This window comes from Bacillus pretiosus (assembly GCF_051294775.1).
GTDB lineage: Bacteria > Bacillota > Bacilli > Bacillales > Bacillaceae_G > Bacillus_A > Bacillus_A wiedmannii.
In genome coordinates this window covers 30,075-51,974 of the sequence record NZ_JBPPHF010000011.1, presented here as the reverse complement: position 1 = coordinate 51,974, position 21,900 = coordinate 30,075, and the positions used below count along the sequence as shown (strand labels likewise).

The 21,900-nt window shown below is 40.4% G+C and carries 36 protein-coding genes; all 36 read right to left on the bottom strand.

Going from position 1 to position 21,900, the window contains the following annotated elements:
* Window positions 1–56: 56 nt before the first annotated feature.
* The 36 genes from truA to fusA all read right to left on the bottom strand — a co-directional run bounded on the left by truA (window position 57) and on the right by fusA (window position 21,873).
* Window positions 57–800: a tRNA pseudouridine(38-40) synthase TruA gene (gene truA / locus ACSG5Z_RS28720; protein ID WP_087983930.1), complete on the bottom strand. Its 744-nt coding sequence runs from the start codon at window positions 798–800 to the stop codon at window positions 57–59.
* A 14-nt stretch (window positions 801–814) separates the two neighbouring features.
* Window positions 815–1,609, bottom strand: a complete 795-nt coding sequence (locus ACSG5Z_RS28715; RefSeq protein ID WP_087983922.1) for an energy-coupling factor transporter transmembrane component T family protein — start codon at window positions 1,607–1,609, stop codon at window positions 815–817.
* On the bottom strand, window positions 1,597–2,478 hold the full coding sequence (locus ACSG5Z_RS28710; RefSeq protein ID WP_000406519.1) for an energy-coupling factor ABC transporter ATP-binding protein: 882 nt from the start codon (window positions 2,476–2,478) through the stop codon (window positions 1,597–1,599). The genes ACSG5Z_RS28715 and ACSG5Z_RS28710 overlap by 13 nt, the downstream gene beginning before the upstream one ends.
* Window positions 2,454–3,296 carry an energy-coupling factor ABC transporter ATP-binding protein gene (locus tag ACSG5Z_RS28705; RefSeq protein ID WP_137035281.1) on the bottom strand — a complete coding sequence of 281 codons (843 nt, stop codon included), beginning with the start codon at window positions 3,294–3,296 and terminating at the stop codon, window positions 2,454–2,456. Before ACSG5Z_RS28705 ends, ACSG5Z_RS28710 begins: the two co-directional genes overlap by 25 nt.
* Before the next feature lie 103 nt (window positions 3,297–3,399).
* On the bottom strand, window positions 3,400–3,762 hold the full coding sequence (rplQ, locus tag ACSG5Z_RS28700) for a 50S ribosomal protein L17 (RefSeq protein ID WP_000331490.1): 363 nt from the start codon (window positions 3,760–3,762) through the stop codon (window positions 3,400–3,402).
* Window positions 3,763–3,797: 35 nt separating this feature from the next.
* Entirely contained in the window at window positions 3,798–4,742 is a 945-nt protein-coding gene (locus ACSG5Z_RS28695) for a DNA-directed RNA polymerase subunit alpha (protein ID WP_000569644.1), read from the bottom strand.
* A gap of 180 nt (window positions 4,743–4,922) precedes the next feature.
* Complete coding sequence (gene rpsK / locus ACSG5Z_RS28690; protein WP_000101797.1) at window positions 4,923–5,312, bottom strand: 30S ribosomal protein S11; 390 nt, start codon at window positions 5,310–5,312, stop codon at window positions 4,923–4,925.
* A 24-nt stretch (window positions 5,313–5,336) separates the two neighbouring features.
* Window positions 5,337–5,702, bottom strand: a complete 366-nt coding sequence (rpsM, locus tag ACSG5Z_RS28685; RefSeq protein ID WP_000090790.1) for a 30S ribosomal protein S13 — start codon at window positions 5,700–5,702, stop codon at window positions 5,337–5,339.
* A gap of 21 nt (window positions 5,703–5,723) precedes the next feature.
* On the bottom strand, window positions 5,724–5,837 hold the full coding sequence (gene rpmJ / locus ACSG5Z_RS28680) for a 50S ribosomal protein L36 (RefSeq protein ID WP_000868344.1): 114 nt from the start codon (window positions 5,835–5,837) through the stop codon (window positions 5,724–5,726).
* A gap of 35 nt (window positions 5,838–5,872) precedes the next feature.
* Complete coding sequence (gene infA / locus ACSG5Z_RS28675; RefSeq protein ID WP_001029884.1) at window positions 5,873–6,091, bottom strand: translation initiation factor IF-1; 219 nt, start codon at window positions 6,089–6,091, stop codon at window positions 5,873–5,875.
* Window positions 6,092–6,159: 68 nt separating this feature from the next.
* Window positions 6,160–6,906: a type I methionyl aminopeptidase gene (map, locus tag ACSG5Z_RS28670; RefSeq protein ID WP_000582534.1), complete on the bottom strand. Its 747-nt coding sequence runs from the start codon at window positions 6,904–6,906 to the stop codon at window positions 6,160–6,162.
* Entirely contained in the window at window positions 6,906–7,556 is a 651-nt protein-coding gene (locus tag ACSG5Z_RS28665; RefSeq protein ID WP_001048998.1) for an adenylate kinase, read from the bottom strand. Before ACSG5Z_RS28665 ends, map begins: the two co-directional genes overlap by 1 nt.
* A 56-nt stretch (window positions 7,557–7,612) precedes the next feature.
* Window positions 7,613–8,914 carry a preprotein translocase subunit SecY gene (gene secY / locus ACSG5Z_RS28660; protein ID WP_000490119.1) on the bottom strand — a complete coding sequence of 434 codons (1,302 nt, stop codon included), beginning with the start codon at window positions 8,912–8,914 and terminating at the stop codon, window positions 7,613–7,615.
* The gene (gene rplO / locus ACSG5Z_RS28655) at window positions 8,914–9,354 is read right to left on the bottom strand and encodes a 50S ribosomal protein L15 (RefSeq protein WP_000766083.1); all 441 of its coding nucleotides are present in this window, start codon (window positions 9,352–9,354) and stop codon (window positions 8,914–8,916) included. The genes secY and rplO overlap by 1 nt, the downstream gene beginning before the upstream one ends.
* Window positions 9,355–9,387: 33 nt before the next feature.
* Window positions 9,388–9,570: a 50S ribosomal protein L30 gene (gene rpmD, locus ACSG5Z_RS28650; RefSeq protein WP_001085232.1), complete on the bottom strand. Its 183-nt coding sequence runs from the start codon at window positions 9,568–9,570 to the stop codon at window positions 9,388–9,390.
* 13 nt (window positions 9,571–9,583) lie between these two features.
* Window positions 9,584–10,084 (bottom strand): 30S ribosomal protein S5, encoded by a 501-nt coding sequence (gene rpsE, locus ACSG5Z_RS28645; RefSeq protein ID WP_000554646.1) that lies wholly within the window; start codon window positions 10,082–10,084, stop codon window positions 9,584–9,586.
* 21 nt (window positions 10,085–10,105) lie between these two features.
* Complete coding sequence (rplR, locus tag ACSG5Z_RS28640; protein ID WP_000628818.1) at window positions 10,106–10,468, bottom strand: 50S ribosomal protein L18; 363 nt, start codon at window positions 10,466–10,468, stop codon at window positions 10,106–10,108.
* Between the two features lie 31 nt (window positions 10,469–10,499).
* On the bottom strand, window positions 10,500–11,039 hold the full coding sequence (gene rplF / locus ACSG5Z_RS28635; protein WP_000086550.1) for a 50S ribosomal protein L6: 540 nt from the start codon (window positions 11,037–11,039) through the stop codon (window positions 10,500–10,502).
* A gap of 32 nt (window positions 11,040–11,071) precedes the next feature.
* On the bottom strand, window positions 11,072–11,470 hold the full coding sequence (gene rpsH / locus ACSG5Z_RS28630) for a 30S ribosomal protein S8 (protein WP_000245511.1): 399 nt from the start codon (window positions 11,468–11,470) through the stop codon (window positions 11,072–11,074).
* Between the two features lie 29 nt (window positions 11,471–11,499).
* Window positions 11,500–11,685, bottom strand: coding sequence for a 30S ribosomal protein S14 (gene rpsN / locus ACSG5Z_RS28625; protein ID WP_001085700.1), 186 nt, complete (start codon window positions 11,683–11,685; stop codon window positions 11,500–11,502).
* Between the two features lie 33 nt (window positions 11,686–11,718).
* Entirely contained in the window at window positions 11,719–12,258 is a 540-nt protein-coding gene (gene rplE / locus ACSG5Z_RS28620) for a 50S ribosomal protein L5 (protein ID WP_001080829.1), read from the bottom strand.
* 26 nt (window positions 12,259–12,284) lie between these two features.
* Window positions 12,285–12,596 carry a 50S ribosomal protein L24 gene (gene rplX / locus ACSG5Z_RS28615; RefSeq protein ID WP_000558201.1) on the bottom strand — a complete coding sequence of 104 codons (312 nt, stop codon included), beginning with the start codon at window positions 12,594–12,596 and terminating at the stop codon, window positions 12,285–12,287.
* A gap of 38 nt (window positions 12,597–12,634) precedes the next feature.
* Entirely contained in the window at window positions 12,635–13,003 is a 369-nt protein-coding gene (gene rplN, locus ACSG5Z_RS28610) for a 50S ribosomal protein L14 (protein WP_000615912.1), read from the bottom strand.
* Between the two features lie 43 nt (window positions 13,004–13,046).
* Window positions 13,047–13,310, bottom strand: a complete 264-nt coding sequence (gene rpsQ, locus ACSG5Z_RS28605) for a 30S ribosomal protein S17 (protein WP_000004106.1) — start codon at window positions 13,308–13,310, stop codon at window positions 13,047–13,049.
* A gap of 20 nt (window positions 13,311–13,330) precedes the next feature.
* Window positions 13,331–13,531, bottom strand: coding sequence for a 50S ribosomal protein L29 (rpmC, locus tag ACSG5Z_RS28600; RefSeq protein WP_000855718.1), 201 nt, complete (start codon window positions 13,529–13,531; stop codon window positions 13,331–13,333).
* Window positions 13,521–13,955: a 50S ribosomal protein L16 gene (gene rplP, locus ACSG5Z_RS28595; protein WP_000928969.1), complete on the bottom strand. Its 435-nt coding sequence runs from the start codon at window positions 13,953–13,955 to the stop codon at window positions 13,521–13,523. The genes rpmC and rplP overlap by 11 nt, the downstream gene beginning before the upstream one ends.
* A gap of 1 nt (window position 13,956) precedes the next feature.
* Window positions 13,957–14,616, bottom strand: a complete 660-nt coding sequence (gene rpsC, locus ACSG5Z_RS28590) for a 30S ribosomal protein S3 (RefSeq protein ID WP_000529958.1) — start codon at window positions 14,614–14,616, stop codon at window positions 13,957–13,959.
* A 3-nt stretch (window positions 14,617–14,619) separates the two neighbouring features.
* Window positions 14,620–14,961 (bottom strand): 50S ribosomal protein L22, encoded by a 342-nt coding sequence (gene rplV, locus ACSG5Z_RS28585; RefSeq protein ID WP_001148024.1) that lies wholly within the window; start codon window positions 14,959–14,961, stop codon window positions 14,620–14,622.
* A 17-nt stretch (window positions 14,962–14,978) separates the two neighbouring features.
* Window positions 14,979–15,257, bottom strand: coding sequence for a 30S ribosomal protein S19 (gene rpsS / locus ACSG5Z_RS28580; protein ID WP_000124454.1), 279 nt, complete (start codon window positions 15,255–15,257; stop codon window positions 14,979–14,981).
* A 60-nt stretch (window positions 15,258–15,317) separates the two neighbouring features.
* Window positions 15,318–16,148: a 50S ribosomal protein L2 gene (rplB, locus tag ACSG5Z_RS28575; protein WP_000511583.1), complete on the bottom strand. Its 831-nt coding sequence runs from the start codon at window positions 16,146–16,148 to the stop codon at window positions 15,318–15,320.
* Between the two features lie 28 nt (window positions 16,149–16,176).
* Window positions 16,177–16,467 carry a 50S ribosomal protein L23 gene (rplW, locus tag ACSG5Z_RS28570; protein WP_001205558.1) on the bottom strand — a complete coding sequence of 97 codons (291 nt, stop codon included), beginning with the start codon at window positions 16,465–16,467 and terminating at the stop codon, window positions 16,177–16,179.
* A complete protein-coding gene (rplD, locus tag ACSG5Z_RS28565; protein ID WP_001127258.1) occupies window positions 16,467–17,090 on the bottom strand; it encodes a 50S ribosomal protein L4 in 624 nt (207 codons plus the stop codon). Before rplD ends, rplW begins: the two co-directional genes overlap by 1 nt.
* Window positions 17,091–17,115: 25 nt before the next feature.
* A complete protein-coding gene (rplC, locus tag ACSG5Z_RS28560; protein WP_000160209.1) occupies window positions 17,116–17,748 on the bottom strand; it encodes a 50S ribosomal protein L3 in 633 nt (210 codons plus the stop codon).
* A 34-nt stretch (window positions 17,749–17,782) separates the two neighbouring features.
* Window positions 17,783–18,091, bottom strand: a complete 309-nt coding sequence (gene rpsJ / locus ACSG5Z_RS28555) for a 30S ribosomal protein S10 (RefSeq protein ID WP_001040595.1) — start codon at window positions 18,089–18,091, stop codon at window positions 17,783–17,785.
* Between the two features lie 398 nt (window positions 18,092–18,489).
* A complete protein-coding gene (gene tuf, locus ACSG5Z_RS28550; protein ID WP_001029617.1) occupies window positions 18,490–19,677 on the bottom strand; it encodes an elongation factor Tu in 1,188 nt (395 codons plus the stop codon).
* A 117-nt stretch (window positions 19,678–19,794) separates the two neighbouring features.
* A complete protein-coding gene (fusA, locus tag ACSG5Z_RS28545; RefSeq protein ID WP_000196381.1) occupies window positions 19,795–21,873 on the bottom strand; it encodes an elongation factor G in 2,079 nt (692 codons plus the stop codon).
* Window positions 21,874–21,900: the final 27 nt, after the last annotated feature.

Here is a 21,900-nt window from a genome sequence, read left to right as displayed (position 1 = left end):
CCATATGTTATGATATACTTTTGAGTTTCTAATGTCAAGCAAATGTTACACCAGGATTAGTTGTTATAGTTTACCTGCCATAAGTAAAGTCCATGACCTGGAGCCATCTTTCCAGCAAACTGACGATTTTGTTTCGCTAAAATCTCTGGAATGCTATCAGGATCAAGCTTTCCTTGCCCTACGCTAAGTAACGTACCAACAATAATTCTGACCATATTATATAAAAATCCATTACCTACAAAACGAAAAATTAATTCATCGCCTTGCTCAATTAACTCAATTTCATAAATCGTTCGCACCTTATCTTTTTTGTCAGTTTTTGCCGAACAAAAAGAAGTGAAATCATGCGTTCCAATAAAATATGGAATCGCCTTTCTTATAGAGCTTATTTCGAGCGGATATGGATATTGATATACGTAATTTCTACGGAATACATCCGCAGTCTTTGATAATAATACACGATAACGATATTCTTTTCTCTCGACACCGTAACGCGCATGAAATTCTTCTGTTTTTTTCTCTACCTGTCTGATAACAATATCATCTGGCAACATTGTGTTTAATGCATTACTCCATTGCCACTCTTCAAGCGACAACGGTGTATCAAAGTGTATGACTTGTCCTTTAGCGTGAACGGTAGAATCCGTTCTGCCCGATGCCTGAACACGAACAAGCACTCCTTTATGCAATTTCTGCAAAGCTTTCTCAATCTCTTGTTGAACAGTACGATGCTGCGGCTGAATTTGATAACCACAAAAATGCATGCCATCATATGCAACCGTACATTTTATTCTATCCATTTCTCTATTCTCCATTACGATCGCACCCATGCCAAAATACAAGCTAAACAAAGTAAGCTTATTATCGTTACTGTATCACTTGTTTTCCAGCGTAGTTGCCTAAATTTAGTACGTCCTTCACCATTTTGATACCCACGTGCTTCCATAGCAATTGCTAAGTCCTCAGCACGCTTAAAAGCACTGATAAATAGAGGAACGAGTAGTGAGATAATAGCTTTCATCCTATCTTTTATCGGTCCTCCTGCGAAATCAATACCGCGTGAAGATTGTGCCTTCATTATTTTACTCGTTTCATCCATTAATGTCGGAATAAAACGAAGAGAAATTGACATCATTAATGCGATTTCATGAACAGGAACTTTTATACGTTTCAACGGCTTTAATAACGTCTCCAAACCATCTGTAATCTCAATAGGTGTCGTCGTTAACGTTAATAATGTCGTCATTAAAATAATAACGAAGAATCGTATAGAAATGTATATCCCTTGCTCTAATCCTTTTTCATGTATCGAAAACCAACCAAGCTGGAATAGTACTTCCCCTTCTTTATTTGTAAAAATATGCAGGAAAAATGTAAAAAGAAAAATCCATAGAATGGGTTTTAAGCCCGAAAGTACATAACGAATCGGCACTTTTGCAAAAAATAAAGCAATGAGTGCATATAAAAATAAAAATCCATATGAAATCGCATTATTTGCTAAGAAAACAACAAATACATATAAAAAGACAATCAGCAGCTTCGTACGTGGATCAAGTTGATGAATAAGAGACTTCCCTGGAATATATCTTCCAATAATCAACTGCTGCATGATTCATGACCACCTTTTCGTAACACCTGCACAACTTCATGAGTAAGATCCTCTAAAGATAAGGTAGCCTTTGGGATTGAAATGCCAAACTTCTCTTCAATTGCACGTTTATACTTTAAAGACATAGGAAGATCCACGCCAATTTTCTCTAGTTCATCAGCATGTGAAAATACTTCCTCTGCACTTCCTTGCAAAAAGACCGTTCCTTTATGCATGACTACAATCTGCTCTGCATACTTAGCAGCATCCTCCATATTATGTGTTACTAGGATAACTGTAAGACCTTTTTCCTTATGCAGCTTATAAAACATCTCCATAAGTTCATTCTGCCCTTTTGGATCTAGTCCTGCTGTAGGTTCATCTAATACAAGCACTTCGGGTTCCATCGCCAATACACCCGCTATCGCAACACGCCTCATTTGCCCACCACTTAACTCAAACGGTGAACGTGTTAACAGTTCTGGCTCTAACCCTACAAGTTCAATTGCCTCTCTTGCCTTTTGCTTCGCTTCTTCTACAGATACCCCAAAATTAGTAGGGCCGAAACAAATATCCTTCTCCACAGTCTCTTCAAACAACTGATGTTCTGGGAATTGAAAGACAACCCCTACCTTTTTACGTAGTGGCTTTAGCTTTTTTTCTTTCTTTCCTGCCGAAATGAAATGTTCACCAATTTGAACTGTGCCATTCGTCGGCTGCAATAAACCATTTAAATGTTGAATCATCGTCGACTTACCTGAACCAGTATGACCGATAATGGCATAATAGCCCCCACTTGGAAACGACACGTCTACATCATAAAGTGCGCGTCTTTCAAATGGAGTTTTATATTGATAACGATGTTCTACTTTTTGGAATGTAATCTCCAAAGTTCGTTCACCAAGCTTTCCATTGTAAGATGCGTATTTTGCAAGAGAATTTCATTTCTTTTTAATAATTCTGCTATTTTCACTGAAAATGGTACATCTAATCCAATTTCTTGGAGCATATGAGAGGACTTGAAGATTTGCTTTGGAGTCCCTTCCTCTAATATTTCTCCCTTGTTTAAAATAATGACACGATCTGATTGTGCCGCTTCTTCTAAATCGTGCGTAATTGATAACACGGTAATACCTTTTTGATTAACAAGTTGTCTAACCGTTTCTACTACTTCACGTCTCCCTTGAGGATCTAACATTGACGTTGCTTCATCTAATATCAAAATAGATGGCTGAAGTGCTAAAACGCCTGCTATTGCCACTCGCTGCTTTTGCCCACCAGATAACGAATGAGGTTCATCATTAAGAAAATCTTCCATACGGACAAGTTTGAGAGCCTGATTTAATCTTTCTACCATTTGCTCTCTTGGCATTCCGATATTCTCTAAGCCAAAAACAACGTCGTCTTGCACTGTCGTTCCAACAAATTGATTGTCTGGATTTTGAAATACCATCCCAATTTGTTTTCGAACATCCCATACCGTTTCCTCTGATAAAACCATTGTATCATTTACTGTAATAGTCCCTGCTTCCGGCAAAAACAAACCATTCAATAATTTTGCAAGTGTAGACTTCCCTGAACCGTTTTGTCCAATAACAGATACCCATTCTCCCTCATACAAGGCAAATGAAACATCTTTTAATGCATAAGTGGCTGCCCCAGGATATTGAAATGATATATTTTCTGTCCGAAGTTTCTCTTTTTTCAATACAAGGCACCCTTTCCTTCGCCAAGTTAGCCTATTTTTATATTTAAAAAAAAGGGCCATGACCAGTTTCTTGAAAAGAACTGTCCTGCCCTTTTAATTATCATTATACTAACTCGATAATTACCATTGGTGCTGCGTCTCCGCGACGTGGACCAATTTTTGCAATACGAGTGTATCCGCCTTGGCGCTCAGCATAGCGTGGAGCTACATCAGCGAATAATTTTTGAAGTGCATCTTGACCAGTCTCAGCGTTAGCTACTTCATTGCGAATGAAAGCTGCTGCTTGACGACGAGCGTGAAGATCTCCGCGTTTACCTAAAGTGATCATTTTTTCCACTACAGAACGAAGTTCTTTTGCACGAGTTTCTGTCGTTTGGATGCGCTCGTTGATAATTAAATCAGTAGCTAAATCACGTAACATAGCTTTACGTTGCGCACTTGTACGGCCTAATTTTCTGTATGCCATTCGTAGTTCCCTCCTTTGTTGATGGGTTTAAATCCTCAGTCGTCTTTACGTAAACCTAAACCTAATTCCTCAAGCTTATGTTTAACTTCTTCTAAGGATTTACGTCCTAAGTTACGAACTTTCATCATATCTTCTTCTGTTTTGTTCGCAAGCTCTTGTACAGTATTAATTCCTGCACGTTTTAGGCAATTATAAGAACGAACAGAAAGATCTAGTTCTTCGATAGTCATCTCAAGAACTTTCTCTTTTTGATCTTCTTCCTTCTCGACCATAATCTCAGCATTTTGTGCTTCATCAGTTAAACCAACAAAGATATTTAAATGCTCAGTTAAGATTTTGGCACCTAAAGAGATAGCTTCTTTTGGCCCGATGCTTCCATCCGTCCATACATCAAGCGTAAGCTTATCATAATTAGCCACTTGTCCGACACGTGTCTTTTCCACTTGGTAAGTCACACGTGATACTGGAGTATAAATAGAATCAATAGGAATTACTCCTATTGGTTGATCTTCGCTTTTATTTGCATCAGCTGGCGTATACCCACGGCCACGCTTTGCAGTTAAACGCATGCGGAAATGCGCATTTTTTGCTAACGTTGCAATGTGTAAATCTGGATTTAAGATTTCTACATCACTATCATGAGTAATATCAGCAGCTGTGACAATACCTTCGCCCTGCACATCAATTTCCAACGTCTTCTCTTCTTCAGAGTAGATTTTAAGAGCTAACTTTTTCAAGTTTAAGATGATCGTCGTAACGTCTTCTACTACGCCCTCAACTGTTGAAAATTCATGTAATACGCCATCGATTTGGATAGCAGTAACAGCGGCACCAGGGAGTGAGGATAAAAGAATACGACGTAAGGAGTTACCCAAAGTAGTACCATATCCACGCTCAAGCGGTTCAATTACGAATTTACCATATTTAGCATCTTCGTTAAGTTCAACCGTTTCGATTTTCGGCTTTTCGATTTCAATCATTAACTAAACCCTCCTTCAAAACGTCGAAACCCCGGTTAAACAAAGGGATACCCCCTGTCTAACCGAAAGTCCCCCTTAGGCAGTTCCCGATTGTGCACAACAAGCGATGTTTCTGTACGAAATTTCTCGATAATGCATCATATCCATTATAGACAAAAGGGAAAATTCTATACAGAAAAATTACACACGACGACGTTTTGGTGGACGACATCCATTATGAGGAACTGGAGTAACATCTCTAATTGCTGTTACTTCTAGACCTGCAGCTTGAAGAGCACGAATTGCAGCTTCACGACCAGCACCAGGACCTTTAACAGTAACCTCTAAAGTTTTTAAACCGTGCTCCATTGCAACTTTAGCAGCAGCTTCAGCAGCCATTTGCGCAGCGAATGGAGTAGACTTACGAGATCCACGGAAACCAAGTGCACCAGCACTAGACCAAGAAAGTGCGTTACCATGAGTATCTGTAAGTGTTACGATTGTGTTGTTGAAAGTAGAACGAATATGAGCTATACCAGCTTCAATATTCTTTTTCACACGTTTTTTACGAGTGTTTGTTTTACGTGCCATTGTTAGTTCAACCTCCTTTACTTATTATTTCTTTTTATTTGCTACTGTACGACGTGGACCTTTACGTGTACGAGCATTGTTTTTAGAGTTTTGACCACGAACTGGTAAACCACGACGGTGACGAAGACCACGGTAAGAACCGATCTCCATTAGACGTTTAATGTTAAGAGATACTTCACGACGAAGGTCTCCCTCAACTTTAATACGATCGATGATATCACGGATACGTCCTAGTTCGTCTTCCGTTAAATCACGAACTCGTGTTTCTGAAGAAATACCAGCTTCAGTTAGAATTTTTTCAGCAGTTGTGCGACCAATGCCGAATACGTAAGTTAAAGAAATAACAACGCGTTTGTCTCGAGGAATATCTACACCTGCGATACGTGCCATTCTGAATGCACCTCCTTCTGATTAACCTTGTTTTTGTTTATGTTTAGGGTTTTCACAAATAACCATTACTTTTCCACGTCTACGAATAACTTTACATTTTTCGCAGATTGGTTTAACTGACGGTCTTACTTTCATGTCTCGAACCTCCTTAAAGATTACGGAGTGCTATATTATTTAAAACGGTACGTAATACGACCACGATTTAAATCGTACGGAGATAATTCTACCGTAACTTTGTCTCCTGGTAAAATACGAATGAAGTTCATACGGATTTTACCAGAAACGTGAGCCAATACGACATGCCCATTCTCTAATTCTACTTTGAACATAGCATTTGGCAACGTTTCAAGAACGGTACCTTCGACTTCAATTACATCATCTTTAGCCATTCAATAGTTCTCCCTTCTTCAAATCAGTAACATTTTACACTGCTCTGAAATCCCGGAGAGCCAGCTACTTATAAAGTGGTAAGGATTTCGTATCCTGCTTCTGTAAGAGCAATCGTGTGCTCAAAGTGTGCACACCATTTACCATCTACCGTTACCACTGTCCAGTCATCAGATAGTGTTTTTACATATCGTCTTCCTTGATTCACCATCGGCTCAACACAGATGACCATTCCCGGCTTTAATCTAGGGCCTCTATTTGGTGGACCATAGTGCGGGATTTGAGGGTCCTCATGTAAGTCTTGCCCGATTCCGTGACCAACATACTCCCTAACGATCGAGAACCCATTCTCTTCAGCATGGGTTTGAACCGCATGTGAGATATTTGATAATCTTTCGCCTGGTTTTACTTGTTCTAGACCAAGATACAACGATTTTTCTGTGACATCAAGTAGCTTTTGAACAGATTCAGAAATGTTTCCAACTGGATACGTCCATGCAGAATCTCCATGGTACCCATTGTATTTCGCACCAATATCGATACTGATGATATCGCCCTCTTCGAGCTTGCGCTTCCCTGGAATTCCGTGTACAAGCTCTTCATTTACAGAAGCACATATGCTCCCCGGAAATCCGTTGTATCCTTTAAAAGATGGCGTAGCACCATATTTTTGAATCGTCTTTTCCGCTATTTGATCGAGCTCTTTCGTTGTAATTCCTGGAGTAATATGCTGTTTCAACTCTTGATGAGTTAAAGCAACGATCCTGCCAGCTTCTCGCATGATTTCTATCTCGCGAGGAGTTTTGCAGATGATCATTACGCTAAGCCTCCGATGAGAACATCGATATCAGCAAATACTTTATTGATATCTTGCTCACCATTAATGCTTTGTAAGTAACCAAGCTCCTCGTAGAAATCAAGCAAAGGTTTTGTTTGCTTAATATTTACATCTAAACGATTTGCCACAGTTTCTTCATTGTCATCAGAGCGTTGATATAATTCGCCACCACATTTATCGCACACATCAGCTTTTGCTGGTGGATTGAATTCTAAGTGGTAAGTCGCACCGCACTCTTTACAAATGCGACGGCCTGTAAGGCGTGTTAATAACAACCCTGAATCCACATTAATGTTTAAAACATAGTCGATTTTTTTACCAAGATCTTTCATAATCTCTTCAAGAGCTGATGCTTGTGCAACAGTTCGTGGGAAACCGTCTAGTAAGAAACCTCTTACGCAGTCTTCTTGACTTAAACGTTCACGAACGATTCCGATTGTAACTTCATCTGGAACAAGTGCACCTTTATCAATAAAAGATTTTGCTTGTAGACCCATTTCAGTTTCAGCCTTCATAGCTGCACGAAACATATCTCCTGTTGAAATGTGAGGGATGTTATACTTGGCAACAATCTGTTCGGCTTGTGTACCTTTACCAGCACCAGGAAGCCCCATTAAAATTAAGTTCATCCTTGTTCCCCCTCAGAGTACATGAGCATGTAGGGAAGACAATTCTTCCCACTTACTCATTGCTTGATAAACCCTTTGTAATGGCGTTTTACCAGTTGACTTTCTAGCTGCTTCATTGTTTCTAAAGCAACGCCGACAACGATTAACATACTCGTTCCACCAATCTGTGCAGATGGAGGAAGATTTCCCAATTTCGTAAAGATAACTGGTAAGATTGCAATCGCTGCTAGGAAAATTGATCCTACAAAGGTCAAACGATACAAGATTTTTGTTAGATATTGTTCCGTATTCTTACCCGGACGAATACCTGGAACATATCCACCTTGTTTGTTTAGATTCTCTGACATTTGCTCTGGATTAACCTGAACAAACGCATAGAAATATGTGAAGGCTACAATGAGCGCAACATATATGATCATTCCCACTGGGTGAGAATAGTTAAAGTTTGCAATGATCCACTGCGATACATCATGATTCGGGAAGAACTGTGCAATAGTTGGAGGCGTAATTAAGAATGAAACAGCAAAAATGACTGGAATAACACCCGCACTATTTACCTTAAGGGGTAAATGTGTGTTTTGTGCTCCAGCATGATTCCCATTCCCTCCTGTTACACGCTTCGCATATTGAATTGGGATCTTTCTAACAGCCTGTTGAATGAAAATAACACCAACAATAACCGCTAGCACAGCTAGTAAGATCAATGCAACTTTAACGATACTCATGAACAATTGATCTCCGATATTTTGAAACTGTTGTTGATACACTTGAGATATAACACTTGGGATCGCTGCGGCAATACCGCCAAAGATAAGGATGGAAATACCATTACCTACACCTTTAGCTGTAATCTGTTCACCTAACCACATTAAAAATGCAGTACCAGCAGTCAGTACCGTAGCAATGTATAAATAAGTGCTCCAACCAGGATTCAAAATTAATTGCCCACCTACCATACCGTTAAAACCAATTGACATACCAAACCCCTGAATAAACGCAAGAACAATTGTAAAGTAACGCGTGAATTGCGTTAGTTTACGACGGCCCATTTCACCTTGCTTCGACCATTCCGAAAATTTAGGAACAACATCCATCTGCAATAATTGCACGATGATGGATGCTGTAATATACGGCATGATTCCCATCGCGAAGATGGAGAAGTTTTTCAAGGCGCCACCGCCAAATGTATTTAGGATACCTAAGGCATTTAATTGATCTTGTGCTTTCAGTACGTCTCCATTTGTAAATGGCACTGGGATAAACGTGCCAATTCTGAATACGATTAACATCGCTAAAGTGAATAATATTTTACGTCTTATCTCAGCAACGCGCATAAAGTTGGAGATTGTACGAAACATTAGATCACCTCAACTGATCCGCCAGCTGCTTCAATTGCTTCTTTAGCACTTGAAGAGAACTTGTGCGCTTTAACAGTTAATTTTTTCTCTACTGCGCCGCTTGCAAGAATTTTAACACCGTCGTTTAACTTGCTGATAACGCCAGTTTCCAGCAATAATTCAGGTGTTACTTCTGTACCATCTTCAAAACGATTTAACGTTGATAAGTTTACAATAGTAAACTCTTTACGGTTAATGTTTGTGAAGCCGCGTTTTGGTAAACGACGGAATAATGGAGTTTGACCACCTTCGAAGCCAAGACGAACACCGCCACCAGAACGTGCGTTTTGTCCTTTATGACCTTTACCAGCAGTTTTACCGTTACCAGAACCGATACCACGACCGACACGGTTACGTACTTTACGAGAACCTTCTGCAGGTTTTAATTCATGAAGTTTCATTCCCAGGCACCTCCTTATATTAATGAGTTATCCTTAAGCTTCTGTTACAGTTATAAGGTGAGAAACTTTGTTGATCATACCAAGAATAGCAGGAGTTTCTTCCTTAACTACAGTTGAATTCAACTTTTTAAGACCTAAAGCTTCTACCGTCGCACGTTGATCTTGTGGACGACCAATTACACTACGAGTGAGGGTAATTTCTAACTTTTTCGCCATTTGTTTTCCCTCCTTAACCTAGTAGCTCTTCTACAGATTTACCGCGTAATTTTGCAACATCTTCAGCGCGCTTAAGTTCGCTTAATCCGTTCACAGTAGCGCGAATCATGTTGATTGGTGTGTTAGAACCAAGAGATTTCGAAAGAATATCTTGTACACCAGCTAATTCAAGTACCGCACGAACAGGTCCACCAGCAATAACACCAGTACCTTCAGCAGCAGGTTTTAAGAATACTTCACCAGCTCCAAAATGACCGTTGATTGTGTGTGGAATTGTTGTACCAACTAATGGTACAGCGATTAAGTTTTTCTTAGCGTCTTCGATAGCTTTGCGGATTGCGTCTGGTACCTCTTGTGCTTTACCAGTACCGAATCCAACATGACCGTTTTTATCGCCAACTACAACTAGTGCAGCAAAGCGGAAACGACGACCACCCTTAACAACTTTCGCGACACGATTTATCGTAACTACACGTTCTTCAAGTTCTAATTTACTTGGGTCAATGCGATGCATCAATTTTCCCTCCTTTGACCATTAAAATTGTAATCCAGCCTCACGAGCAGCCTCAGCTAGAGCTTTAACACGGCCATGGTATAAGTAACCACCGCGATCGAATACTACTTCTTTAACGCCTTTCTCTACAGCACGCTTAGCAACTGATTCTCCTACTTTCGTAGCAGCTTCAGTATTGCTAGTACCGTTAAGAGCAAGGTCTTTATCAAGAGTAGATGCACTTACTAACGTTACACCATTTACATCATCAATAACTTGAGCGTAAATATGTTGGTTAGAACGGAACACGTTTAAACGTGGACGTTCTGCAGTACCAGTAAGTTTAGCACGTACACGTGCATGTCTTTTCTTACGAGTCGCATTTTTATCAGCTTTAGTGATCATTCTTGTCACTCCTTTCTCTCACCTAACGGGTTTACTTAGCAGTTTTACCTTCTTTACGACGAACAACTTCGCCTTCGTAACGAATACCTTTACCTTTATAAGGCTCAGGAGCACGTACAGCACGGATGTTAGCAGCAAATTCGCCAACACGTTGCTTGTCGATACCTTTGATTACGATTTTAGTTGGTACAGGTACTTCAACTTCAAGACCTGCTTCCGGAGTCATTTCTACTGGATGAGAATAACCTACGCTTAATACAAGTTTATCTCCTTGTTTTTGAGCACGGTAACCAACACCGACTAATTCAAGTCCGCGTGCGAAACCTGTAGTTACACCTTCAACCATGTTTCCGATTAAAGCACGAGTTGTACCGTGTAATGCACGGTGTTCCTTCTGTTCAGATGGACGCTCAACTGTTAGTGTATTTTCTTCAATTTTGATAGACATATCAGCATTGAATTTACGAGTTAATTCACCTTTAGGGCCTTTTACTGCTACAGTATTGTCTTCTGCAATTGTAATAGTAACACCTGCAGGGATTTCAAGAATCTTTTTACCAATACGAGACATGTGGTCACACCTCCGTTCGTTTTAAATATATATTACCAAACGTATGCTACTACTTCTCCACCAGTTTGTAATTGACGAGCGTCTTTGTCTGTCATTACTCCCTTAGATGTAGAAACAAGAGCGATACCTAATCCGTTAAGTACACGTGGTACTTCATCAGCTTTAGCGTAAACGCGTAAGCCAGGTTTACTGATACGTTTTAATCCAGTGATTACACGTTCATTGTTTGCACCATATTTCAGGAAAATACGAAGGATACCTTGTTTGTTATCCTCGATGTATTCTACATCACGAATGAAACCTTCACGTTTTAAAAGTTCAGCGATCTCTTTTTTGATTTTAGAAGCAGGAACCTCTAATTTCTCATGACGTACCATGTTCGCATTACGGATGCGAGTAAGCATGTCTGCAATTGGATCTGTCATCACCATGTGTTTTACCTCCTTCCCATTTGTGGGTTTTACCAACTAGCTTTTTTAACACCAGGAATTTGACCTTTATATGCAAGTTCACGGAAACAAATACGGCAAAGCTTAAATTTGCGGTATACAGAATGCGGACGACCGCAGCGTTCGCAACGTGTATACTCTTGTACTTTAAACTTAGGAGTACGCTTTTGTTTCGCTATCATAGATTTTTTAGCCACGTTTTCGCCTCCTCTACTTAGCGTTGGTTTCCATTATTTTTGGAATGGCATACCGAATTGTGTTAAAAGTTCACGAGCTTCTTCATCAGTTTTCGCTGTAGTAACGATTACGATGTCCATACCGCGGACTTTGCTTACTTTATCATAATCGATCTCAGGGAAGATAAGTTGCTCTTTAACACCTAATGTGTAGTTCCCACGACCATCGAATGATTTCTTAGAAACACCACGGAAATCACGTACACGTGGTAAAGAAACTGATACTAATTTGTCGAAGAACTCATACATTTGCTCGCCGCGTAAAGTTACTTTCGCACCGATTGGCATACCTTCACGAAGACGGAAACCAGCGATTGATTTTTTAGCACGAGTTACAACAGGTTTTTGACCTGCGATTTGTGTTAATTCTTCTACTGCATTGTCTAAAGCTTTTGAGTTAGATACCGCGTCACCAACACCAGTGTTGATTACGATCTTTTCGATTTTCGGTACTTCCATCACAGATTTATAGTTAAACTTGCTCACTAGAGCAGGAGTAATTTCCTTTTGGAACTTCTCTTTAAGGCGATTCAATGAAGTGACCTCCTTTCTTAAGAAAATTATTTATCTAATAATTCACCAGATTTTTTTGCAATACGAACTTTTTTACCATCTTCTACTTTGAAGCCTACGCGAGTAGGTTCACCTGTTTTCGGATCTAAAACCATAACGTTAGAAACGTGAATAGGTGCTTCTTTAGTAATAATTCCACCTTGTGGATTTAATTGAGATGGCTTAGAGTGTTTTTTAACGATGTTAACACCCTCAACGATAACACGGTTTTGCTTTGGGAAAGCCACAAGGATAACGCCTTGTTTTCCTTTGTCTTTTCCAGTGATTACCTGTACTTTATCACCTTTTTTTACATGCATCTTAATTCTGCACCTCCTTAGCAAGGCAATACCTTAAATTATAGAACTTCTGGAGCTAAAGAAACGATCTTCATGAAGTTGCTATCACGTAATTCACGAGCTACTGGTCCGAAGATACGAGTACCACGTGGGCTCTTATCGTCTTTGATGATAACCGCTGCGTTTTCATCAAATTTGATATAAGAACCGTCCGGACGACGAGCTCCGCTCTTCGTACGTACCACTACTGCTTTAACAACGTCACCTTTTTTAACAACGCCACCTGGTGTTGCTTGTTTTACCGTAGCAACGATAATGTCACCAATGTTAGCATATTTACGACCAGAGCCGCCTAATACTTTAATTGTTAAAAGTTCACGTGCACCAGAGTTGTCAGCAACTTTCAAACGAGATTCTTGTTGGATCATGTTATGAAACCTCCCTTCGGACTAAAAATTCCGATTCGTCTATTTAGATAATAACCGCTTCTTCAACGATTTCAACTAAACGGAAACGCTTAGTAGCAGAAAGCGGGCGAGTTTCCATGATTTTAACGATATCGCCAAGTTTCGCTTGGTTTTGCTCATCATGGGCTTTGTACTTCTTAGAATACTTAACACGTTTTCCGTACAAGGAATGAGTTTTGTAAGTTTCAACTAAAACTGTAATCGTTTTGTCCATTTTATCAGACACAACACGACCAGTATAAACTTTGCGTTGGTTACGTTCGCTCACTATGCAAACCTCCCCTCAATTTATCGATTAATTCCGATCTCTCTTTCACGAACTACAGTTTTCATACGAGCAATTGCTTTACGCACTTCACGAATGCGAGTTGGATTCTCTAATTGTCCTGTAGCAAGTTGGAAGCGAAGATTGAACAATTCTTCCTTTAAAGCTTTAACTTTTGTTTCGATTTCGGCAGTGGTTAATTCACGAATATCATTAGTTTTCATTAGATTCACCACCATTTTCTTCACGTTTTACGAATTTACATTTCACAGGTAACTTGTGAGCTGCAAGACGTAATGCTTCGCGTGCTACCTCTTCAGATACACCCGCGATTTCGAACATAATTTTCCCAGGTTTTACTACTGCTACCCAGCCTTCTGGTGCCCCTTTACCGGAACCCATACGTACTTCTAGAGGTTTTGCAGTGTAAGGTTTAGAAGGGAAAATTTTAATCCATACTTTACCGCCACGTTTCATGTAACGAGTCATTGCACGACGAGCAGCTTCGATTTGACGGTTTGTAATCCATGAAGCAGCTTGTGCTTGTAAACCGAATTCACCGAAAGCAATTTCAGTTCCACCTTTTGCACGACCACGCATTTTACCACGATGCTCTCTACGATATTTTACGCGTTTTGGCATTAACATATTATTTTCCTCCTTCCTCAGAAGCTTTCTTTTTTGTAGGAAGGACTTCTCCACGGTAGATCCATACTTTTACGCCTAATTTACCGTATGTTGTATCAGCTTCAACTGCTGCATAGTCAATATCAGCGCGAAGTGTATGAAGTGGAACAGTTCCTTCACTGTAAGATTCTGCACGAGCGATATCAGCTCCGCCAAGACGACCAGAAACCTGTGTTTTAATACCTTTAGCACCTGCACGCATAGCACGTTGAATAACTTGCTTTTGTGCACGACGGAATGATACACGGTTTTCTAATTGACGAGCGATGTTTTCGCCTACTAATTTAGCGTTAAGATCAGCTCTCTTAACTTCTAAAATGTTGATGTGTACACGCTTGCCTGTTAATTGGTTAAGAGCTTTACGAAGTGCTTCAACTTCAGTACCACCTTTACCAATTACCATACCAGGTTTTGCAGTGTGAATTGTAACATTTACACGATTTGCTGCACGTTCGATTTCTACTTTAGCAACAGCAGAATCTTTTAAGCGTACAGTAATGTACTCACGGATTTTGATGTCTTCATGTAGTAATGTAGCATAATCTTTCTCTGCGAACCAACGAGATTCCCAGTCACGGATAACGCCGACACGAAGACCAATTGGATTAACCTTTTGACCCATCGATTATCCCTCCTTCTTTTCTGATACCACAACTGTAATGTGGCTTGTGCGTTTGTTAATTTGGCTTGCACGACCCATTGCACGTGGACGGAAACGTTTTAACGTTGGACCTTCGTCAACGAAAACTTTTTCAACAACTAGGTTGTTAATATCCATCTCATAATTGTGCTCTGCATTTGCGATTGCAGATTTTAAAACTTTCTCTACAACTGGAGAAGCAGTTTTTGGTGTGTGGTTAAGGATAGCAATCGCTTCACCCACTTGCTTACCTCGGATTAAGTCTACTACTAAACGAACTTTACGAGGAGCAATACGAACTGTTCTCGCTACTGCTTTAGCTTGCATTGAAGTGCCTCCTCTCATTATCTTCTAGTTTTCTTATCGTCAGCAAGGTGACCTTTATACGTACGAGTTGGTGCGAATTCACCTAACTTATGGCCAACCATATCCTCAGTGATGTACACAGGTACGTGTTTACGACCATCATATACAGCGATTGTGTGTCCGATGAACTGAGGGAAGATTGTTGAACGGCGAGACCAAGTTTTAACAACTTGTTTTTGCTCAGATGCAACTAATTTTTCCATTTTGCTCATTAAGTGATCATCGACAAATGGTCCTTTTTTTAAGCTACGAGCCATTTTGGTGCCTCCCTTCGTGATTGGCGTACGGTTCTAGAAATGAACCGTACTACAATCCCATTATTTTTTACGACGACGAACGATGAATTTGTCAGACGCTTTGTTTTTCTTACGAGTCTTGAATCCAAGAGTTGGTTTACCCCATGGAGACATTGGAGACTTACGTCCGATTGGAGAACGTCCTTCACCACCACCGTGTGGGTGATCAACCGGGTTCATTACAGAACCACGAACTGTTGGGCGTTTACCTAACCAGCGAGAGCGACCTGCTTTACCGATTTTGATAAGTTCATGCTGTTCGTTACCTACTTGACCGATTGAAGCGCGACAAGCAGATAATACAAGACGTACTTCACCAGAAGTTAAACGTACAAGTACGTATTTACCTTCTTTACCAAGTACTTGAGCAGAAGTACCAGCAGAACGAACTAATTGTCCGCCACGACCAGGCTTAAGCTCGATATTATGAACAACAGTACCTACTGGAATGTTGATTAATGGTAATGCGTTACCGATTTTGATGTCAGCTTCTGGGCCAGACATAACTTCCATACCTACTTCTAAAGATTTAGGAGCAAGAATGTAACGTTTTTCACCGTCAACGTAGTTAATTAATGCGATATTCGCAGAGCGGTTTGGATCGTATTCGATCGTAGCAACGCGTCCTGGAATTCCATCTTTGTTACGCTTAAAGTCGATGATACGGTATTGACGCTTATGTCCGCCACCTTGATGACGTACAGTAATTTTACCTTGGTTATTACGACCAGCCTTCTTGCTTAAAGGAGCAAGTAATGACTTTTCTGGTCTGTCAGTCGTGATTTCAGCGAAATCATTCGTAGTCATATTACGACGACCGTTAGTAGTTGGATTATACTTTTTAATTCCCATCTCAATTTCCCTCCTTCTTTAGTAAGAATTAAACACCTTGGAAGATTTCGATTTCTTTGCTGTCAGCAGTTAGCTTAACGATTGCTTTACGACGACGGCTAGTAAAACCAGCGTGACGACCAACGCGTTTTGCTTTCGGCTTGTAGTTCATGATGTTCACTTTTTCTACTTTAACACCAAAGATCGCTTCAAGAGCATCTTTAACTTCTGTTTTATTAGATTTAACGTCCACATCGAACGTGTATTTTTTTTCAGCCATCATTTCCATAGAACGTTCAGTGATAACTGGGCGCTTAATGATATCACGAGGATCTCTCATTATGCAAGCACCTCCTCTACTTTTTCCACTGCCGCTTTTGTCATGATTAGCTTATCATGATGAAGCACGTCTAAAACGTTTACGCCATCAGCAGTGATTACTGTTACTCCAGGGATATTGCGAGCAGATAACTCTACAGATTCGTTTGCATCAGCAGTTACGATAAGAGCTTTCTTCTCAACAGTTAATCCTTTAAGTACTGCTAGCATGTCTTTTGTTTTTGGTGCATTTAACACTAGGTCTTCAAGAACTACAATGTTGTTCTCAACTACTTTAGTAGCTAATGCAGATTTGATTGCTAAACGACGAACCTTCTTAGGAAGTTTGTACGCATAGCTTCTTGGTGTAGGTCCGAATACCGTACCACCACCACGCCATTGAGGAGAGCGGATAGACCCTTGACGAGCACGTCCAGTTCCTTTTTGACGCCATGGTTTACGACCACCACCACGAACTTCAGAACGAGTTTTTACTTTGTGTGTACCTTGACGTAAAGATGCACGTTGCATCATTACAGCTTCGAAAAGTACAGCTTCATTTGGTTCGATACCGAAAATAGCTTCAGCTAATTCGATTTCACCAACCTGTGAACCAGTTTGGTTATATACAGTAACTTTTGGCATTGGAATTCCTCCTTCCTATTGTGAATTATTTGCTAACCTTCACAGCGCCTTGAACAACTACAAGAGATTTCTTAGCACCTGGAACGTTACCTTTTACTAGTAATAAGTTGCGCTCAGTGTCAACTTGAACGATTTCTAAGTTTTGGATAGTAACTTGGTCTCCACCCATACGTCCAGCAAGTTTTTTGCCTTTGAATACACGGTTCGGAGCAACTGGGCCCATTGAACCTGGACGACGGTGATAGCGAGAACCATGAGACATAGGTCCGCGAGATTGTCCGTGGCGTTTGATAACACCTTGGAAACCTTTACCTTTAGAAATTCCTGTTACGTCAACGATTTCACCTGCAGCGAAAACTTCAACTTTTACCTCTTGACCAACCTCTAATCCGTCCACGTCTGCATCGCGGATTTCGCGAATGAAGCGCTTAGGAGTTGTAGATGCTTTAGCAGTGTGGCCTTGTTCAGGTTTGTTAGTTAACTTTTCACGTTTATCTTCAAATCCTAACTGGATTGCATTGTAGCCATCAGTTTCAGTTGTTTTCTTTTGAAGAACAACGTTTGGATTAGCAGCGATAACTGTTACTGGGATTAACTCACCGTTCTCAGCAAATACTTGAGTCATACCGATCTTTCTTCCTAAGATTCCTTTGGTCATGAGTTACACCTCCTACATTTTTAAGTTATATGAATTATAGTTTGATTTCGATATCTACACCAGACGGTAAGTCTAAACGCATTAATGAATCTACTGTTTGTGGAGTAGGACTCACGATATCGATTAAACGTTTGTGTGTGCGCATTTCGAATTGCTCACGAGAATCTTTGTACTTATGAACAGCACGAAGAATTGTGTAAATAGTCTTCTCAGTTGGTAATGGGATCGGACCAGAAACTGTTGCCCCAGAACGCTTAGCTGTTTCTACAATTTTCTCAGCTGATTGATCAAGAATACGGTGATCATAAGCTTTTAAACGGATACGAATTTTTTCTTTTGCCATTATTTTCCCTCCTTCGTTCGCCTATTTCTAAAATAGACCTTCTCCATGGAAATTTCCCCACACCATGCCATGGCAAAGCGGCCGGGTGTGTCAGCAACCTTCCACTTCATCGCAGTCAAAGACCAACATTGTCTATTATACAATGTTATTCGTCTAGATGCAAGCATCTTTTTGTTTGCATATGCTTTTCTCTACTTTTGCTATTATACATGGCACTTTAAAGAATTTCAAGTTTTCATCTCACAGAATCCGTTTTACAGTTTCTGGATTTTAGTTTATTGATTTTGTATTACTATAGAAGAAACTCGTCAAAACATAAAAAAATCATTTCATTCCTTATATAAATACAAACAAAAAAACCAAGGGAAAATCCCTTGGTTTTTTTATATCAGTTAAGATTACTCAACGATAGTAGCAACTACACCGTAACCTACTGTACGTCCACCTTCACGAATAGAGAATTTAGTTCCCTCTTCGATAGCGATTGGAGCGATAAGTTCGATAGTCATTTCGATGTTGTCACCAGGCATTACCATTTCAGTACCTTCTGGTAATTGGATGATACCAGTTACGTCAGTTGTACGGAAGTAGAACTGAGGACGGTAGTTAGCGAAGAATGGAGTGTGACGTCCACCTTCTTCTTTAGATAATACGAAAACTTCAGCTTTGAATTTAGCGTGAGCTTTTACAGAGCCAGTTTTAGCAAGAACTTGTCCACGTTGGATGTCTTCACGAGCAACCCCACGAAGTAAAGCACCGATGTTGTCTCCAGCTTGAGCTTGGTCAAGAAGTTTACGGAACATCTCTACACCAGTTACAGTTGTAGAAGCATTTTCTTCAGCAAGACCGATGATTTCTACTACGTCACCAACTTTAACGATTCCGCGCTCTACACGACCAGTTGCAACTGTACCACGACCTGTGATAGAGAATACATCCTCGATAGGCATTAAGAATGGTTTGTCAGTTTCACGTTCTGGAGTTGGGATGTAAGCATCAACTTCAGTCATTAATTCAATGATTTTTGCTTCCCAATCAGCTTCTCCTTGAAGAGCTTTAAGAGCAGAACCTTTGATTACAGGAATATCGTCGCCTGGGAATCCGTATTCAGATAATAGGTCGCGAACTTCCATTTCTACTAATTCTAATAATTCTTCGTCGTCTACCATGTCGCATTTGTTTAAGAATACAACGATGTAAGGAACACCTACTTGACGAGAAAGAAGGATGTGCTCACGTGTTTGAGGCATTGGGCCATCAGCAGCAGATACTACTAAGATACCGCCGTCCATTTGAGCAGCACCAGTGATCATGTTTTTAACATAGTCAGCGTGACCTGGGCAGTCAACGTGTGCATAGTGACGAGTTTCAGTTTCGTACTCAACGTGAGCAGTTGAGATTGTGATTCCGCGCTCTCTTTCTTCTGGAGCAGCGTCGATTTGATCGTATCCGCGTGCTTCAGCACCACCAGCTTTTGCAAGAACTGTAGTGATCGCAGCAGTTAATGTAGTTTTACCATGGTCAACGTGGCCGATTGTACCGATGTTAACATGGGGTTTAGAACGTTCGAATTTAGCTTTAGCCATTCTAAATTCCTCCTTAGTTTATATAGGTTATTTTATATTTAGACTAGAAAGTGAAACTTACGTCCCACTTTCTAAGCTTACATAAGTAGTTATACTTGAACAATCGATAAAAATCAATTATTCACCTTTATTTTTTTTAATAATTTCTTCAGAAACAGACTTCGGTACTTCTTCATAATGATCAAATGTCATTGAGAATGTTCCGCGTCCTTGAGTGTTAGAACGTAATGCCGTTGCATAACCGAACATTTCAGAAAGTGGAACCATAGCGCGAACAACTTGTGCGTTACCGCGAGCTTCCATACCTTCTACACGTCCACGACGAGATGTTACGTCGCCCATAATGTCACCCATGTACTCTTCAGGAATTACAACTTCAACTTTCATCATTGGCTCAAGAATTACTGGGCTACATTTAGAAACCGCAGCTTTAAGTGCCATAGATGCAGCGATTTTGAACGCCATCTCAGATGAATCGACATCATGGTAAGATCCGTCAACTAACGCAGCTTTGATGTCAACTAGTGGATAACCAGCTAGTACACCATTTTTAAGTGAGTCTTCAAGACCCGCTCCAACAGCTGGGATGTATTCACGTGGAACTACACCGCCGACGATTTTGTTTTGGAATTCAAAACCTTTACCTTCTTCATTAGGTTCAAACTCAATCCAAACGTGACCGAATTGTCCACGACCACCAGATTGACGAGCGAACTTACCTTCAACTTTCGCAGCAGCGCGGAAAGTCTCACGGTATGCTACCTGAGGAGCACCAACGTTTGCTTCCACTTTGAATTCACGGCGCATACGGTCAACGATGATATCAAGGTGAAGTTCACCCATACCAGCGATGATTGTTTGGCCAGTTTCTTGGTCAGTGTGAGCACGGAATGTTGGATCTTCTTCAGAAAGCTTAGATAATGCTGTACCCATTTTATCTTGGTCAGCTTTAGATTTTGGTTCGATAGCTACAGAAATAACTGGCTCTGGGAATTCCATAGACTCAAGGATAACAAGACTCTTCTCATCACAAAGAGTATCACCAGTAGTAGTATCTTTTAAACCTACAGCAGCAGCGATATCACCAGCATAAACTGTTGAAATCTCTTCACGGCTGTTAGCGTGCATTTGTAGGATACGACCTACACGCTCACGCTTACCTTTAGTTGAGTTTTTCACGTATGATCCAGAGTTTAACACACCAGAATACACACGGAAGAACGTTAACTTACCAACATAAGGGTCAGTCATGATTTTGAATGCTAAAGCTGCGAATGGTTCTTCATCGCTAGACTTACGTTCGATTTCTTCATCTGTATCCGGAAGAGTACCTTTAATAGCTGGTACGTCTAATGGAGATGGTAGGTAGTCGATAACTGCGTCTAACAGAATTTGAACACCTTTATTTTTGAATGCAGAACCACAGATTACTGGGAAGAATTCTACAGAAGTTGTAGCCTTACGGATACCAGCTTTAAGCTCTTCTACAGTGATTTCTTCACCTTCTAGGTACTTCATCATCATTTCTTCATCAAGCTCAGCTACCGCTTCAATAAGTTTTCCACGGTATTCTGCAGCTAATTCTTTATGCTCTTCAGGAATTTCAACACGCTCGATGTCTGTTCCTAAATCGTTACCGTACATGTAAGCACATTCCTCAACAAGGTCAATGATACCATTGAACTCATCTTCAGCACCGATTGGTAACTGAATTGGGTGTGCGTTTGCTTGTAAACGATCGTGGATTGTTCCTACAGAGTATAAGAAATCCGCACCAATCTTATCCATTTTGTTAACGAATACGATACGAGGTACACCGTAAGTAGTAGCCTGACGCCAAACAGTTTCTGTTTGTGGTTCTACACCAGATTGTGCATCAAGTACTGCTACCGCACCATCAAGTACGCGTAAAGAACGTTCTACTTCTACTGTGAAGTCTACGTGTCCTGGAGTGTCAATGATGTTTACACGGTGACCTTTCCATTGAGCTGTAGTTGCAGCAGAAGTAATTGTGATACCACGCTCTTGCTCTTGCTCCATCCAGTCCATCTGAGATGCACCTTCATGAGTTTCACCGATTTTATGAATACGTCCTGTATAATACAGAATACGCTCAGTTGCTGTTGTTTTACCAGCATCGATGTGAGCCATGATACCAATATTACGAGTGTTTTCTAAAGAGAACTCTCTTGTCATTTGGTGTCTTGCTCCTTCCATATATGG